Source organism: Aquabacterium humicola (assembly GCF_030167915.1).
GTDB lineage: Bacteria > Pseudomonadota > Gammaproteobacteria > Burkholderiales > Burkholderiaceae_C > Pseudaquabacterium > Pseudaquabacterium humicola.
Window position 1 is genome coordinate 798,822 of the sequence record NZ_JARGNB010000002.1, and the last position, 15,088, is coordinate 813,909.

Annotated in this window: 13 protein-coding genes; 3 read left to right on the forward strand and 10 right to left on the reverse strand. The window is 69.0% G+C overall.

What is annotated here, in order from left to right; all coding sequences use genetic code 11:
- Positions 1–82: 82 nt before the first annotated feature.
- The 6 genes from dnaK to P1K89_RS13950 form a co-directional block, all read right to left on the reverse strand.
- The gene (gene dnaK, locus P1K89_RS13925; protein ID WP_284617039.1) at positions 83–2,035 is read right to left on the reverse strand and encodes a molecular chaperone DnaK; all 1,953 of its coding nucleotides are present in this window, start codon (positions 2,033–2,035) and stop codon (positions 83–85) included.
- Positions 2,036–2,116: 81 nt separating this feature from the next.
- Positions 2,117–2,698, reverse strand: coding sequence for a nucleotide exchange factor GrpE (gene grpE, locus P1K89_RS13930; RefSeq protein ID WP_284617040.1), 582 nt, complete (start codon positions 2,696–2,698; stop codon positions 2,117–2,119).
- An 88-nt stretch (positions 2,699–2,786) separates the two neighbouring features.
- Entirely contained in the window at positions 2,787–3,215 is a 429-nt protein-coding gene (locus tag P1K89_RS13935) for an Hsp15 family ribosome-associated heat shock protein (RefSeq protein WP_284617041.1), read from the reverse strand.
- A 33-nt stretch (positions 3,216–3,248) separates the two neighbouring features.
- Positions 3,249–4,658, reverse strand: a complete 1,410-nt coding sequence (locus tag P1K89_RS13940) for a sensor histidine kinase (protein ID WP_284617509.1) — start codon at positions 4,656–4,658, stop codon at positions 3,249–3,251.
- Positions 4,659–4,725: 67 nt separating this feature from the next.
- Entirely contained in the window at positions 4,726–5,412 is a 687-nt protein-coding gene (locus tag P1K89_RS13945; RefSeq protein WP_284617042.1) for a response regulator transcription factor, read from the reverse strand.
- Positions 5,413–5,464: 52 nt separating this feature from the next.
- Entirely contained in the window at positions 5,465–6,634 is a 1,170-nt protein-coding gene (locus P1K89_RS13950) for a rhodanese-like domain-containing protein (protein ID WP_284617043.1), read from the reverse strand.
- A 208-nt stretch (positions 6,635–6,842) separates the two neighbouring features.
- Here P1K89_RS13950 and P1K89_RS13955 point away from each other — a divergent pair, with 208 nt between their 5' ends.
- From P1K89_RS13955 to P1K89_RS13965, 3 genes are read left to right on the forward strand one after another with little or no spacing between them, the layout of a single operon-like run.
- Positions 6,843–7,802 carry a Bug family tripartite tricarboxylate transporter substrate binding protein gene (locus P1K89_RS13955; protein WP_284617044.1) on the forward strand — a complete coding sequence of 320 codons (960 nt, stop codon included), beginning with the start codon at positions 6,843–6,845 and terminating at the stop codon, positions 7,800–7,802.
- Entirely contained in the window at positions 7,802–8,293 is a 492-nt protein-coding gene (locus P1K89_RS13960; protein ID WP_284617045.1) for a tripartite tricarboxylate transporter TctB family protein, read from the forward strand. Before P1K89_RS13955 ends, P1K89_RS13960 begins: the two co-directional genes overlap by 1 nt.
- Positions 8,294–8,309: 16 nt before the next feature.
- The gene (locus tag P1K89_RS13965) at positions 8,310–9,830 is read left to right on the forward strand and encodes a tripartite tricarboxylate transporter permease (protein WP_284617046.1); all 1,521 of its coding nucleotides are present in this window, start codon (positions 8,310–8,312) and stop codon (positions 9,828–9,830) included.
- 9 nt (positions 9,831–9,839) lie between these two features.
- On the opposite strand, the gene hemH is transcribed toward P1K89_RS13965, so the two are convergent.
- From hemH to rpoD, 4 genes are all read right to left on the reverse strand, one after another.
- Entirely contained in the window at positions 9,840–10,928 is a 1,089-nt protein-coding gene (hemH, locus tag P1K89_RS13970) for a ferrochelatase (RefSeq protein ID WP_284617047.1), read from the reverse strand.
- Entirely contained in the window at positions 10,925–11,317 is a 393-nt protein-coding gene (locus P1K89_RS13975) for a response regulator (protein ID WP_284617048.1), read from the reverse strand. The genes hemH and P1K89_RS13975 overlap by 4 nt, the downstream gene beginning before the upstream one ends.
- 1 nt (position 11,318) lies before the next feature.
- A complete protein-coding gene (locus P1K89_RS13980; RefSeq protein ID WP_284617049.1) occupies positions 11,319–12,266 on the reverse strand; it encodes an adenylate/guanylate cyclase domain-containing protein in 948 nt (315 codons plus the stop codon).
- 330 nt (positions 12,267–12,596) lie between these two features.
- Entirely contained in the window at positions 12,597–14,870 is a 2,274-nt protein-coding gene (gene rpoD, locus P1K89_RS13985) for an RNA polymerase sigma factor RpoD (protein ID WP_284617050.1), read from the reverse strand.
- Positions 14,871–15,088: the final 218 nt, after the last annotated feature.

Here is a 15,088-nt window from a genome sequence, read left to right on the forward strand (position 1 = left end):
GCGCCGCGTGGAAGCGCAGACGGAGTCTGACGCCTCGAACGCGGCGAGCCAGCGGCGCAGCCCGTTCGGGCTGCGACCGATGTCACTTCTTGACTTCCTTGAACTCCGCGTCGACCACGTTGTCGTCGGCCGGCTTGCTGTCGGCCTTCGGCGCTTCGGCGCCGGCACCCGGCGCCGCACCCGCGGACCCGGCGGCGGCCCCGGCAGCCGCGGCCTGCTCGGCGTACATCTTCTCGCCCAGCTTCTGGCTGGCGGTCATCAGCGCTTCGGTCTTGGCCTCGATGTCCGCCTTGTCGTCGCCCTTCAGCGCTTCCTCGACGTCCTTCAGCGCGGCCTCGATCTTCTCCTTCTCGCCGCCGTCGAGCTTGTCGCCGTGCTCGCCGAGGCTCTTCTTCACCGAGTGCAGCATCGCGTCGGCCTGGTTGCGGGCCTGCACCAGCTCCAGCTTCTTGTGGTCCTCGGCGGCGTTGAGCTCCGCGTCCTTGACCATCTTCTGGATCTCGTCTTCCGACAGGCCGGAGTTGGCCTTGATCGTGATCTTGTTTTCCTTGCCGGTGCCCTTGTCCTTGGCGTTGACGTGCAGGATGCCGTTGGCGTCGATGTCGAAGGTGACCTCGATCTGCGGCAGGCCGCGCGGCGCCGGCGGGATGCCCTCGAGGTTGAACTCGCCCAGGCTCTTGTTGCCGGAGGCCATCTCGCGCTCGCCCTGGAACACCTTGATCGTCACCGCCGGCTGGTTGTCGTCAGCGGTCGAGAACACCTGGCTGAACTTGGTCGGGATCGTGGTGTTCTTCTTGATCATCTTGGTCATCACGCCGCCCAGGGTCTCGATGCCCAGCGACAGCGGCGTGACGTCCAGCAGCAGCACGTCCTTGCGGTCGCCCGACAGCACCTGGCCCTGGATCGCGGCGCCGACGGCCACCGCTTCATCCGGATTGACGTCCTTGCGCGGCTCCTTGCCGAAGAACTCCTTGACCTTCTCCTGCACCTTCGGCATGCGGGTCATGCCGCCGACCAGGATCACGTCGTCGATGTCCGACAGCTTGACGCCGGCGTCCTTCACCGCGATGCGGCAGGGCTCGATCGTGCGCTCGACCAGCTCGTCGACCAGGCTCTCGAGCTTCGCGCGCGTGAGCTTGATGTTCAGGTGCTTCGGACCCGACGCGTCGGCCGTGATGTAGGGCAGGTTGACGTCGGTCTGCGTGCTGTTGGACAGCTCGATCTTGGCCTTCTCGGCCGCTTCCTTCAGGCGCTGCAGCGCGAGCACGTCCTTCGTCAGGTCGACGCCCTGCTCCTTGCGGAACTCGGTGACGATGTAGTCGATGATGCGCTGGTCGAAGTCCTCGCCGCCGAGGAAGGTGTCGCCGTTGGTCGACAGCACCTCGAACTGCTTCTCGCCGTCGACATCGGCGATCTCGATGATCGAGATGTCGAAGGTGCCGCCGCCGAGGTCGAACACCGCGATCTTGCGATCGCCCTTGCCGTGCTTGTCGAGGCCGAAGGCCAGCGCCGCCGCGGTCGGCTCGTTGATGATGCGCTTGACGTCCAGGCCGGCGATGCGGCCGGCGTCCTTGGTGGCTTGGCGCTGGCTGTCGTTGAAGTAGGCGGGCACCGTGATCACGGCCTCGGTGACCTCTTCGCCGAGGTAGTCCTCGGCGGTCTTCTTCATCTTGCGCAGCACTTCGGCGCTGATCTGCGGCGGCGCCAGCTTCTTGCCGCGCTCCTCGATCCACGCGTCGCCGTTGTCGGCGGCGACGATCTTGTAGGGCATCAGGTTGATGTCCTTCTGCACTTCCTTCTCGGTGAACTTGCGGCCGATCAGGCGCTTGACCGCATAGAAGGTGTGCTTCGGATTGGTGACGGCCTGGCGCTTGGCCGACGCGCCGACCAGCACTTCACCGTCTTCCTGGTAGGCGATGATCGACGGCGTCGTGCGGGCGCCTTCGCTGTTCTCGATGACGCGCGTCGTATTGCCTTCCATCACCGCCACGCACGAATTGGTGGTGCCGAGGTCGATGCCGATGATCTTGCCCATGGGTTACTCCTGAGTTTGGTATCTGGTTGTCGTCGAGTTGTGGTCCAGTGCGCGGCTTTCAAGGGCCCGGCCGGAGAATGCTCACTTGGGCGCCGCCACCGTGACCAGCGCCGGCCGCAGCACGCGGTCGGCGATCAGGTAGCCCTTCTGCAGCACCGCGACCACGGTGTTCGCTTCCTGCTCGGCCGGCACCATGCTGATCGCCTGGTGCTGGTGCGGGTCGAACTTCGTGCCGGGCGGCGGCGCGATCTGCATCACCTTGTTGCGCTCCAGCGCTGCGACCAGCTGGCGCAGCGTCGCGTGCACGCCCTCGAGCACCTTCTCGGTGCTGGCGTCGGGCATGGCGATCGCGGCTTCCAGGCTGTCCTTGACGGGCAGCAGGCTCTCGGCGAAGGACTCGATCGAGAACTTGCGCGCCTTGCTGACTTCCTCGTCGGCACGGCGGCGCGCGTTCTCGGCCTCGGCCTTGGCGCGCAGGAAGGCGTCGGACAGCTCGTTGTGCTTCGTTTCCAGCTCCGCCAGGCGCTGCTCGGCCGTCGGCTGGGCCGGCGCGGCGCCGGGGTTGGCCGCCGGCGACGGGCCGGCGGGGTTGGCCGAGGCACCGGTGGCACCTTCGGCCGAGGGCGGAACGCGGGAATCGTTCTCCGGGAAGTTCGTTGTCATGGTGAGGCTCGTCTTTCAGGCGGTCGCTGGCGATATGGGGCAGATGCCCGCAGCTTCAAGAGGGGTTCTTGCGGGATGTTGCGAACGGTCAGGGCTCGTCGTCGACCGAGGCGCTCCAGCGCTGCCACTCGACCTGGGTGCGCTGCAGCTCGCGGCGGTCGCGCTTGGTCGGGCGGCCCTGCTCGATGCTCAGGGCCGGCTCGGCGGCCAGGCGCCGCGCCTCGGCGGCCTTGGCGCGGGCGGCGATGCTGTCGGGCGTCTCCTCGTACAGCGCCTGCGCCACCGGCGCCGGACCGCGCACAGCGCTGATGCCGCGCACGGCGACTGTACGCACGCCCTGCGGCTGGCGCAGTTCGACCAGATCGTCGATGCGCAGCTCACGCGAAGGCTTGGCCACCTGGCCGTTGACGCTGACCCGGCCCTTGCCGATCTCGTCGGCGGCCAACGATCGGGTCTTGTAGAAGCGCGCGGCCCAGAGCCACTTGTCCAGGCGCAGCGTCGTCGTCGGGGAATCCATGGGCTGCAATTTTGCCGCCGCCCGGCCGCCGGCTCAGCCGGTCGTTGCGGTCGGGGGCGCCGCCAGCGGCAGGCGGACCCGCGCTTCGAGTCCGTCCACGCCGCCGTCGTCGCCGGTCCGGTTCTGCACGACCAGGCTGCCGTCGAGCGACTGCACGATCTCGCGGCAAATCGCGAGCCCGAGGCCGGACCCCGAACTCGCCGGTCCGGCGGCGAAGGGCTGGAACAGGCGCTCCTGCAGGCCCGGGGGCAGGCCGGGACCGCTGTCGACGATGCCCAACTGCGCGTCCGGACCCTCTGCGGACAGCCGCACGACGAGCCGGCCCCCGTGCGGCAGGTGCTTGATCGCGTTGTGCAGCAGGTTGCGCACCAACTCGCGCAGCGCCCACTCGTGGCCGCGCACCTGCAGGCCCGGTGCGAGGTCGAGCTCGAAGTCGAGCTCGGCGTCGGCGATCAGCGGCGCCAGGTCGAGCGCGACGCCGCGCACCACCTCCGACCAGTCCTGCGGGCCGGCGTCGCCCTGCTGGCGCAGCTGTTCGACCTTCGCCAGCGCGAGCATCTGGTTGGCCAGCTGGGTGGCGCCGTCGACCGTCTGCGCGATCTCGCGCAGCGCCTGCTCGGGCGGCACGTCGCCGCGCTGCGCCGACTGCAGCTGCGTCTTCAGCACGGCCAGAGGCGTGCGCAGCTGGTGCGAGGCGTCGCGCACGAAACGCTTCTGGTGCGCGACGAGGTCGGCGACGCGGGCCATCGCGTCGTTGGTGGCGTCGACCAGTGGCATCAGCTCGCGCGGTGCCTGCGGCGCCTCGATCGGCGACACGTCGTCCGGGTCTCGCGCCTTGATCGCCGCCGACAGCGCATGCACCGGCCGAGTCGCGCGCCGCACGACCCACACCACCACCGTCGCGATCACGGCCACCAGCGCGGCCTGCCGCCACAGCGTGTCGACGAGCAGCTGCCGCGCCAGCGTCTTGCGCAGCTCCAGCGTCTCGGCCACCTGGATCGTCGCCATGCCCTGGCCGGACAGGCCTGCCACCGGCTGCAGCAGCACCGCGACGCGCACCGGCTCGCCCTGGTAGCGGTCGTCGTAGAAGTCGACCAGCGCGGCGTAGATGCCGCGGTCCGGCAGTCGGCCGCGCCAGACCGGCAGGTCCTCGAAGCCGGAGACCATCTCGCCGTCGAAGCCGGTGACCTTGAAGTACGTGCGGCTGCGGTTGTCGGCCTCGAAGGCCTCCAGCGCGGAGTAGGGCACCGCCGCGCGCAGCCGCGGTGCCCCGCGTTCGCCGGTCACTTCGAGCAGTTCGCCGATGGCCTTGGCCGAGGCCAGCAGGGTGCGGTCGTACGCGGTGTCCGCGGCGCGCAGCGCCTGGCGGTAGAGGCTGAAGGCATTGAAGGCGACCAGTGCGAGCACCGGCAGCAGGATGCCCAGCAGCAGCCGGCTGCGCATCGACAGGTGCGCCAGGCGCGACGCGAGCCAGCGCTTCACGCCGGCCTCCGGATGGCGGCTGCGGTGATCACTGCGGCGCGACGAGGTAGCCGAGCCCGCGCAAGGTGACGAGCTTCAGATCGGTGGCCGCGAGCTTCTTGCGCAGCCGGTAAGCGACGACCTCGATCGCGTCCGGCTGCACGTCGGCCTCGTCGGCGAAGACCAGCTCGGTGAGGCGTTCCTTGGCCACCGCCTGGCCCGGGCGTGCGAGCAGCGCGCGCAGCAGAGCCGCCTCGCGCGGCGCCAGCTCCAGCGGGGTGCCGCGCTGGTAGATCGCGCCGCTGGCCGCATCGACGCGCAGGCCGCAGTACTCGGGAGCTTCGGTGCGCGCCGGGCCTTCGGTGCTGCCGCTCGACGCGCCGCGGCGCGCCAGCGCGCGCACGCGGGCCTCGAGCTCGTCCAGGTCGAAAGGCTTGGGCAGGTAGTCGTCGGCGCCGGTGTTGAGGCCGAGGATGCGGTCGCCGACCGCGCCGCGCGCGGTCAGGATGATCACCGGCGTCGCCAGACCGGCGCCGCGCGCGCGCGCCAGCACCTCGAGCCCGTCCAGCCCCGGCAGGTTCAGGTCCAGCAGCACGACATCGGGCACGCTGGCGAGCCACCGGTCCACGGCACGCGCGCCGTCCGCGCAGGTGACGACCTGGATGCCGCGGCGTTCGAACGAACGCTGCAGCGTGGCCTGCATCGTCGGGTTGTCCTCGATCAGCAGCAGCTTCATCGGCTGCGGATGATCGCAGGTTCGTCGCGGGGCTCCGCCCCGCGTCCGGGGGTCAGCGTTTGGCCACGACGTCGGGCTTGAGCACCTGCAGCCCGGCGGCTTCCCATTCTGGCAGGCCGCCGCGGAACCAGTAGACCTGCTTGAAGCCGCGCTCGATCGCGGCGCGGCTGGCCTTGTACGACTTCCAGCACTCGGCGCCATTGCAGTGGAAGACCGTCGGCTTCGCGGCATCGAGCTTGTCGAGGCCGGCGAAGTCGTCGGCCTTGGCGTCGTACGCGACGTCCTTCAGGCTCTTCTCGTGGTACGGCACGAAGACCGCGCCCGGGATCTGCTTGGCGCGGTACTCCTTCTCGTTGCGCGTGTCGACGACCACCGCGCCCTTGGCGACCAGCTGCTGCACGTCGGCCGCGCTGACCACCGTCGCGCCGGGCAGGTGCGTCGGCGTGAAGGTGCCCAGCTGCGCGACCGCCTTGTACTGCGACAGCTCCGAGTGCATGGCCACCGGCTTCAGGCCGACGCCGCCGGCCGACGTGGCGAACCACTTGCTGACCTTCGCGCGAACCTCCGGCGGCAGGTCCTTCCTGACCGCGACCGAGAAGCCGCCCGGCACCGCGCCCGAGCTCGCCAGCACCTTCGCGACGCCCGGGTTCTCGCGCGCGAAGGCATCCCATTCGCTGCGGCGGATCACCGTCGCGTCGCTCAGCCCGAGACTCACCGCGGTGAGGCCGGCCTGCGGATAACGCGCGAACTCCACGGTGCGGAGGTCCTTGAAGGACAGGCCGCTGGAGGTCAGCATGCCGCGCGCCATGTAGGTGTAGATCGAGTCCTGCTGCGGCAGGTAGATGCGGCCCTTGCGCATGTCGGCGGTCGACGCCAGGCGTTCGCGCCCGACCAGCAGATAGTGTTCGGACGGGTCGGTCGAGCCGACCAGTTCGTAGCCGTGCGCCAGCGCCGACGCGACCACCTGCGCCGGCGCGATGAAGACATCGTAGCCGCCGCTGCGCGTGGCGCGCATCGCGTCGGTCAGGTCTTCTGTGGTCGTCACGTTGACCGGCTGGTTCAGCAGCTTGCCCAGCTGCTCCTCCATGCCGTGCCGCGACAGCAGCAGCCCGTTCTTGCGGGCCGTGGGTTCGATGGCGACGACCGCCGACAGCTGGCCCCAGGCGGGCGCGGTCAAGGCAAAGCCGATGGCGCAGGCGATGGCGCCGAGTACTGACTTCATGAAGGTTCCCCCGAGCTGGATGTGATCGCGGGGTCCGCCCCAACGCCCGCTCTTGCTGCTTCTTGTCGCGGCGGATGATGCCCGAGGGGGCGTTTTGGTGTCGTAACGAGCCTTAACACGTTAGGACTTCCCCTAACCCGGTCGACAGCCGATCGACAGGCTGGCTGGTCACGATGCATGCTGCTTTCCAACCGACAAGGAGACATCCATGCGTCGCGACATGTTCTTGAAGTCGATGGCTGCACTGGCCGCGGCCGGCATGCTGCCGTTGTCCGCCCGCGCATCGGCGAACCTGAAGATGATGATCCCGGCCAACCCGGGCGGCGGCTGGGACACCACCGGCCGTGCGCTGGGCAAGGCGCTGCAGGACGCGGGCGTCGCGTCGTCGGTGAACTACGACAACAAGGGCGGCGCCGCGGGCGCGATCGGCCTGGCGCAGTTCGTCAACGGCAGCAAGGGCGATCCGAACGCGCTGATGGTGATGGGTGCGGTGATGCTCGGCGGCATCATCACCGGCAAGCCGCCGGTGACGCTGTCGCAGGCCACGCCGCTGGCGCGCCTGACCAGCGAGTACAACGTCTTCGTGCTGCCGGCGAACTCGCCGTACAAGACGATGAAGGACGTCGTCGAGCAGATGAAGAAGGACCCCGGCAGCATCAAGTGGGGCGGCGGCTCGCGGGGTTCCACCGAGCACATCGCCGCAGCGATGATTGCGCGCGAAGTGGGCGTCGATCCGTCGAAGATCAATTACGTCGCGTTCCGGGGGGGCGGTGAGGCGACCGCGGCCATCCTGGGCGGCAACGTGTCGATCGGCGGCAGCGGCTACAGCGAGTTCGCCGAGTACATCAGCGCCGGCAAGATGCGCGCGGTGGCGGTCACCTCCGACAAGCGGCTGAAGGGCATCGACGTGCCGACGCTGAAGGAGCAGGGCATCAACGTCGTCATCGGCAACTGGCGCGGCGTCTATGGCGCCCCCGGCATCAATGCCGAGCAGCGCAAGGCACTGACCGAGATGATCGTCAAGGCCACGAAGAGCAAGGCCTGGTCCGAGGCGATGGAGAAGAACGCCTGGACCGCCGCGCTGATGACGGGACCGGAGTTCGACAAGTTCGTCGACGACGAATTCGCGAGCCTGCGCGCCGTGATGGTCAAGTCCGGGATGATCTGATGAAGACCCAGGTGCTGGTCGGCGCCGGCGTGCTCGGTCTCGGCGCGCTGCTCGCCGCCGGCGCCGTCGGCATCTCGAGCGACGCCGGTTATGCCGGCGTCGGTCCCAACTTCCTGCCTTGGCTCGTGGCCGCCTGCATGCTGCTGTGCGGCTGTCTGCTGCTGCGCGAGGCGCTGAGCGGCGGCTTCCGCCAGCTCGACGAGGTGGAGGGCGCCGAACGCGGCGACTGGCCGGCCTTCGTCTGGGTCTCGGCCGGCATCCTGGCCAACGCGGCGCTGATCACGACGATCGGCTTCATCCTCAGCTGCGTGCTGTGCTTCGTGCTGGCGGTGCGCGGCTTCAAGACGGCCGAGGGCCGGCTCGACCTGAGCTTGCGCGCCTGGCTGGCCGACGCGGCGATCGGCGCCGCGATCTCGGCGCCGGTCTACTGGATGTTCACCAAGGCACTGGCGATCAACCTGCCGGGCCTCACCGCCACGGGCTGGCTCTGACACCGACGGCACGGACATGGAAATCTGGAATCAGTTGCTGCAGGGCTTCATGACCGCCGGCACGCCGGTGAACCTGCTGTGGGCGCTCGTCGGCTGCACCATCGGCACGGCGGTCGGCGTGCTGCCCGGCATCGGGCCGGCCACGGCGGTCGCGATGCTGCTGCCGATCACGCTGAAGGTCGACCCGACGGCGTCGATGATCTTCTTCGCCGGCATCTACTACGGCGCGATGTACGGCGGCTCGACGACCTCGATCCTGCTGAACACGCCCGGCGAGGCCGGCTCGATGGTCACCGCGATGGAAGGCAACAAGATGGCCAAGAGCGGCCGTGCCGGCGCTGCGCTGGCCACGGCCGCCATCGGCTCCTTCGTCGCCGGCACCATCGCCACGGTGCTGGTCACCTTGTTCGCCCCGGTGGTCGCCGAGTTCGCGGTCAAGCTCGGGCCGCCCGAGTACTTCATGCTGATGGTGCTGGCCTTCTGCACGGTCAGCGCCGTGCTCGGCGGCAGCACGCTGCGCGGTCTGACGGCGCTGTTCGTCGGCCTGGCGATGGGCCTGGTGGGCATCGACCAGATCACCGGCCAGGCGCGCTACACCGGCGGCGTGCCCGAGCTGATGGACGGGCTCGAAGTGGTGCTGATCGCGGTGGGCCTGTTCGCCGTCGCCGAGGCGCTGTATGCGGTGCTGTACCAGGGCCGCGAGGTCGAGACGCAGAACCGCATGAGCAAGGTGCACATGACGGCGGCCGAATGGCGCCGCTCGTGGCCGGCCTGGCTGCGCGCGACCTTCATCGGCTTCCCGTTCGGCACCATTCCCGCCGGCGGCAGCGAGATCCCGACCTTCCTCAGCTACGCGACGGAGAAGAAGCTGTCCAAGCACAAGGAAGAGTTCGGCACCACCGGCGCGATCGAGGGCGTCGCAGGTCCGGAGGCGGCGAACAATGCGGCGATCACCGCGACGCTGATCCCCTTGCTGACGCTGGGCATCCCGACCTCGAACACCACGGCGATCCTGCTCGGTGCCTTCCAGAACTACGGCATCCAGCCGGGGCCGCAGCTCTTCGACAAGAATGCCGCGCTGGTGTGGGCGCTGATCGCGTCGCTGTACATCGGCAACGTGATGCTGCTGATCCTGAACCTGCCGCTGGTGGGCCTGTGGGTGAAGCTGCTGAAGATCCCCAAGGCGCCGCTGTACGCGGGCATCCTGATCTTCGCCACCGTCGGCGTCTACGGCATGCGGCAATCGGCCTTCGACCTGGTGCTGCTGTACGCCATCGGCCTGCTCGGCGTCGTGATGCGGCGCTTCGGGTTCCCCGCGGCACCGGTGGTCGTCGGCATGATCCTCGGGCCGCTGGCCGAGGCGCAGATGCGCAACGCGCTGTCGATCGGCGAGGGCAAGTGGACCGTGTTCCTGGAGCGGCCGATGTCGGCGACGCTGATCGTCGTCGTGCTGGCGGTGCTGGTGCTGCCCCGCGTCGTCGGCTGGCACGCGCGGCGCCGGGCGCGCGCCGAGGACGCCGGCGAGGTGGGTGCCTGAGGCCGGGGCCTAACGCGCCGCGCCAGCGGCCACGGCGCGGCGGGCCTGCGCCTCGAGCGCCGCGGCGTCGGCCGGGCGCGTGGGCCAGCCGTGCAGATGCCGTTCGACCAGGTCGGCCAGCGAGCGGATCCAGGCGTCGCGGTCGTTGAGGCACGGGATCAACCGGAACTCGCGGCCGCCGGCGCCTAGGAACGCCGCCTTGCCCTCGACGCCGATCTCCTCCAGCGTCTCCAGGTTGTCGGCCGGGAAACCGGGGCAGATCGCATCGATGCTGCGCACGCCGTCGGCAGCCAGCTTCTTCAGCGTCGGCTCGGTGTAGGGCTGCAGCCACTTCGCCCGTCCGAGCCGGCTCTGGAAGCTGACGACATAGTCGTCCCGCTTCAGGTGCAGGCGCTCGGCCAGCAGCCGCGCGGTGGCGAGGCATTCGCAGTGGTACGGATCGCCGAGTGCCAGGGTGCGCGCCGGCAGGCCGTGGAAGCTCATCACCAGCTTGTCGGCGCGGCCTTCGCGCTGCCAGTGCGCACGCACGCTCTCGGCCAGCGCATCGAGGTAGCCGGCGTCGTCGTGGTAGTGGTTCACGAAGCGCAACTCGGGCAGGCGGCGGACGCGGCGGGCCCAGTCGGCGACCGCGTCGAAGGTGCTGGCCGTCGTGGCCGCCGCGTACTGCGGGTACAGCGGCAGAACCAGGATGCGGGTGGCGCCCTCGGCCTTCAGCTCGTCGAGCACGGACGGGATCGCCGGGTCGCCATAGCGCATCGCGAACCGGATCAGCAGCTGGTGGCCACGTTCGCCCAGGTCCCCCTGCAGCCGCTTGGCCTGGCGCGCCGACCAGCTCAGCAGCGGCGAACCCTCGGGTGTCCAGATCGTCGCGTACTTGGCGGCCGACTGCTTCGGCCGCACGCGCAGCAGCACGCCGTGCAGCAGCAGCCACCAGAGCGGCTTCGGGATCTCGACGACGCGCCGGTCGGACAGGAACTCGGCCAGGTAGCGGCGCAGCGCTGCGGCTGTCGGCGCAGCGGGCGAACCCAGGTTCACCAGCAGTACGGCCGTGCGTTCCGCGCGGCCGTGCTCGTGCGGCGGTTCAGCAGCGAATCTCATGCGGCCGAGACCAGCCGGTCCAGATCGGCCAGCAGGCGCAGGCGGTCGATCGGCTTGACCCAGTAACCGCAGAAGCCGGCGGCGAGGTGCCGCCGCTGGTCGTCGAGCTGATCGTCGGCCGAGCAGACGAAGGCCGGCACCTCGGCCAGACCGCCCAGGGCCCGCAGCTGCGCGAGCAGCTCGACGCCGGTGGTATCGGGCAGGTGGGCATCGAGCACCAGCACGTGGGGGCACCAGCCGCGCACGATGGCCAGCGCCTCGGCGCCGTCCTCGGCGATCTGCACTTCGTAGTCGGTCCGTTCGCGCAGCGCTTCGGCGAACAGCAGCGCGGCGACGCGGTCGTCCTCGGCGTAGAGCACGCGCCGCGGCGGGGCGGAAACGGCGCTCACTTCAGGACGGATGCGGCACGGTGTCGAGGAAGGACAGCACCTCGAAGCGCACCGTCGGCGCCATCGGGTCGGTCGGCGAGCCGCCGAGTCCGATCACGCCGCTGCCGTGCAGCGTGCAGCTGCCGCGACGCAGGCTGACCACTTCCTCCGCGTTCGCGAAGCGCACGTAGGTGCCGTTGTAGCTGAGGTCGGTGATCTGGAAGACACCGCCATGCCAGTCGAGCCGCGCGTGCGAGCGCGAGACGCGCGAGTCGTCGACACGAAAGTGCGCCTGCGGGCTGCGGCCCAGCACGACGGGCATGTGCTCGCCGTCGTAGACCTCATTGCTGTCGAGCCACATCAGCCGCACGGCCTCGGGCTCCATGGTCGGCGCCACCATGCCGAACTGCGTCGCGGCGGTGTCGCTGATGCCGCGACGGCCCCCGAGCACGTGCACCTGCACCGGCTCGGCGCGGCCGCGCAGGTGCATCCAGTCGAGGTTGCGGAAGCGCTTCTGCGCGGCCAGCGGCAGCCCGCGCATCACCTCGGCGGTGATCAGCGTCTCGTTGTCGCCGGCATGGTCGAGCAGGCGGGCGGCGACGTTGACGGCATCGCCATAACAATCGCCGGCCATCTCGACGATCTCGCCGCGGGCCAGAGCGACCTGCAGCCGCAGGCCGCGCAGGCCGGCCGACGCGCCGCGTTCGCGGCCGCGCGTGACAAGCTGGTCGAGGTCTTCATGCATCTGCTGCGCCGCCAGCAGGCCTTGCGCCGAGTCGTCGAAGACGGCCATCAGGCCATCGCCCAGCGTCTTGATGACCTGGCCCCCGCAAGCCGGCACCGCGCGCGCCACCGTCGTCACCGTGTGGGTGACGACCGAGGTCGCCTCGGCATTGCCGAGGACCTCGTACAGCGAGGTGCTGCCACGCAGGTCGGCGAACAGCACGGTGCGCTCGGAAATGCGCGTCATGGCGGGCAAGTTTAAACGTTCGAACCGCCGGCCGCGTTTCAGGCGGGAGCCGGCATCCCTCGTCGAAGGCCGTTGCGGGCTTCCGAACGTCACCCGGCCCGCCTTCGCGGGCCCGAGACCCGATCAGCTCTTACAGGTTGTCCAGATACGTGCGCAGCTTGTGGCTTCGCCGCAGGCTGTGTCGCCGCTACGCGGCGGCTCGCTTGCGCGAGCCACGCATCAGGCCAACCTTACAGGTTGTCCAGATACGTGCGCAGCTTGTGGCTTCGCCGCAGGCTGTGTCGCCGCTACGCGGCGGCTCGCTTGCGCGAGCCACGCATCAGGCCAACCTTACAGGTTGTCCAGATACGTGCGCAGCTTGTCCGAGCGGCTCGGGTGCTTGAGCTTGCGGATCGCCTTGGCCTCGATCTGGCGAATGCGCTCGCGCGTGACGTCGAACTGCTTGCCCACTTCTTCCAGCGTGTGGTCGGTCGACATCTCGATGCCGAAGCGCATGCGCAGCACCTTGGCTTCGCGCGGCGTCAGCGAGTCGAGGATGTCCTTGACCACATCGCGCAGGCCGGCCTGCATCGCGGCCTCGATCGGCGCGGTGTTGTTGGTGTCCTCGATGAAGTCGCCCAGGTGCGAATCGTCGTCGTCGCCGATCGGCGTTTCCATGGAGATCGGCTCCTTGGCGATCTTCATGATCTTGCGGATCTTGTCCTCGGGGATCTCCATCTTCTCGGCCAAGGTCGGCGCGTCCGGCTCGAAGCCGAACTCCTGCAGGTGCTGGCGCGAGATGCGGTTCATCTTGTTGATCGTCTCGATCATGTGAACCGGGATGCGGATCGTTCTCGCTTGGTCCGCGATAGACCGAGTGATCGCCTGGCGGATCCACCACGTCGCGTAGGTCGAGAACTTGTAGCCGCGGCGGTATTCGAACTTGTCCACCGCCTTCATCAGGCCGATGTTGCCTTCCTGGATCAGGTCGAGGAACTGCAGGCCGCGGTTGGTGTACTTCTTGGCGATCGAGATCACGAGGCGCAGGTTGGCCTCGATCATTTCCTTCTTCGCGTCGCGCGAGGCCTTCTCGCCCGCGTTCATCTCGCGGTTGATCTCCTTCAGGTCGTCCAGCGGCACCACCGCGTGCTGCTGCAGGTCGATCAGCTTCTGCTGCAGTTCCTGGATCGCCGGCAGGTTGCGGCCGAGCACGGCGCTGTAGGCCTTGTTCGCGTGCACTTCCTTCTCCGCCCACTTCAGGTTCAGGATGTTGGGCGGGAAGGTCTTGATGAAGTGGTCCTGCGGCATGCCGCAGCGGTCGACCACGATCTTGCGGATCTCGCGCTCGAAGCGGCGCACGTCGTCGACCTGCGAGCGCAGCACGTCGCAGAGCTTCTCGATCGTCTTGACCGTGAAGCGGATCGTCATCAGATCCTCGGTCAGCATGTGCTGGGCCTTGTTGTAGCCGGCCGAGTTGTAGCCTTCCTTCTCGAAGGCCTTGCGCATCTTCTCGAAGTGGGCCCGCACGGTGCCGAAGCGGTCCAGCGCCTGCGCCTTCAGTTCCTCGAGCTTCTTGGTCAGCGCCTTGCTGCCGCCCTGGCCGTCGTCGTCTTCCTCTTCGTCGAACTCGTCGAAGTCTTCCTCCGCCACGTAGTCGTCGGCCTCGTCGTCGCTGACGAAGCCGTCGACGACCTCGGAGATCTGCATGTCGCCCGCGGCGATGCGGTCGGCCATCGCGAGGATCTCGGCGATGGTCTTCGGCGACGCCGAGATCGCCTGCATCATCGACTGCAGGCCGCCTTCGATGCGCTTGGCGATCTCGATCTCGCCCTCGCGCGTCAGCAGCTCGACCGAGCCCATCTCGCGCATGTACATGCGCACCGGGTCGGTGGTGCGGCCGAACTCGGAATCGACGGTCGACAGCGCCGCCTCGGCGGCTTCTTCGGCCTCTTCTTCGGTCGCGGTGGTGGTGTTGCCGCCGGCGATCAGCAGCGTCGCGGCATCGGGCGCCTGCTCGTACACCGCGATGCCCATGTCGTTGAGCATCGAGACGATGGCCTCGAGGATCTCGTTCTCGACCAGCTTCTCGGGCAGGTGGTCGTTGATTTCCTGGTGCGTCAGGAAACCACGCGTCTTGCCCATCTTGATGAGCGTCTTCAGCTCCAGGCGGCGCTTCGCGACCTCTTCTTCGGTGAGCGTCGTCTCGTCGAGGCCGAACTCGCGCATCAGCGCGCGCTCCTTGGCGCGCGAGACCTTCATGCGCAGCGGCTTGGCCTTCTCGGTGGCCTCGCCGGCGCTGTCCTCGACCGCGGCCTCGACCTCGGGTTCGCCCTCGAGGTCGGCCTCGATGTCGCCCAGGTCCTCTTCCTCGGGCTTCTTCGGCGCTTCCTTGCCCTTCGCGGGGGCCTTGCCACCCTTGGCCGCCGGCGCCTTCGCGGCCGGCTTGGCTGCCGTCTTCGCCTCGGCTTTCGCCGGCGCCTTGACCTCGGCCTTGGCGGCCTTGGCCGGTGCGGCGGCGGCCTTCACCTTCGTCTCGTCGGCGGCCGGCTTGGCGGCGGCCTTGTGCTTGGCGGCCTCGGCGGGCGCGGGGGTCTTGGCGGCGACGTCGGTCTTCTTGGCGTTCATGCAGTTCCTTGCGCGGTCAACGGGGCAGTTGCCAGACGACCGGGAGAATCCTCAGGGCCGGCTGAATGCGCGGCACCGCGTACGGCGCGCATGATGATGCATGCGGCGCGGACGCCCCCGGGAGCCCCCAGGCTGTGGTGGATTCGGATCGGCCGGGCAAGTTCGCGTGGACGTCTTTACTGTGCAGCCCTTGCGGGAAAGGGTGGCCTTATCGCTGT

Bases quoted from the DNA above. Each gene is read 5' to 3' on its own strand.
- dnaK (WP_284617039.1), bottom strand. From the start codon at position 2,035: ATGGGCAAGATCATCGGCATCGACCTCGGCACCACCAATTCGTGCGTG.
- grpE (WP_284617040.1), bottom strand. From the start codon at position 2,698: ATGACAACGAACTTCCCGGAGAACGATTCCCGCGTTCCGCCCTCGGCC.
- P1K89_RS13935 (WP_284617041.1), bottom strand. From the start codon at position 3,215: ATGGATTCCCCGACGACGACGCTGCGCCTGGACAAGTGGCTCTGGGCC.
- P1K89_RS13940 (WP_284617509.1), bottom strand. From the start codon at position 4,658: ATGCGCAGCCGGCTGCTGCTGGGCATCCTGCTGCCGGTGCTCGCACTG.
- P1K89_RS13945 (WP_284617042.1), bottom strand. From the start codon at position 5,412: ATGAAGCTGCTGCTGATCGAGGACAACCCGACGATGCAGGCCACGCTG.
- P1K89_RS13950 (WP_284617043.1), bottom strand. From the start codon at position 6,634: ATGAAGTCAGTACTCGGCGCCATCGCCTGCGCCATCGGCTTTGCCTTG.
- P1K89_RS13955 (WP_284617044.1), top strand. From the start codon at position 6,843: ATGCGTCGCGACATGTTCTTGAAGTCGATGGCTGCACTGGCCGCGGCC.
- P1K89_RS13960 (WP_284617045.1), top strand. From the start codon at position 7,802: ATGAAGACCCAGGTGCTGGTCGGCGCCGGCGTGCTCGGTCTCGGCGCG.
- P1K89_RS13965 (WP_284617046.1), top strand. From the start codon at position 8,310: ATGGAAATCTGGAATCAGTTGCTGCAGGGCTTCATGACCGCCGGCACG.
- hemH (WP_284617047.1), bottom strand. From the start codon at position 10,928: ATGAGATTCGCTGCTGAACCGCCGCACGAGCACGGCCGCGCGGAACGC.
- P1K89_RS13980 (WP_284617049.1), bottom strand. From the start codon at position 12,266: ATGACGCGCATTTCCGAGCGCACCGTGCTGTTCGCCGACCTGCGTGGC.
- rpoD (WP_284617050.1), bottom strand. From the start codon at position 14,870: ATGAACGCCAAGAAGACCGACGTCGCCGCCAAGACCCCCGCGCCCGCC.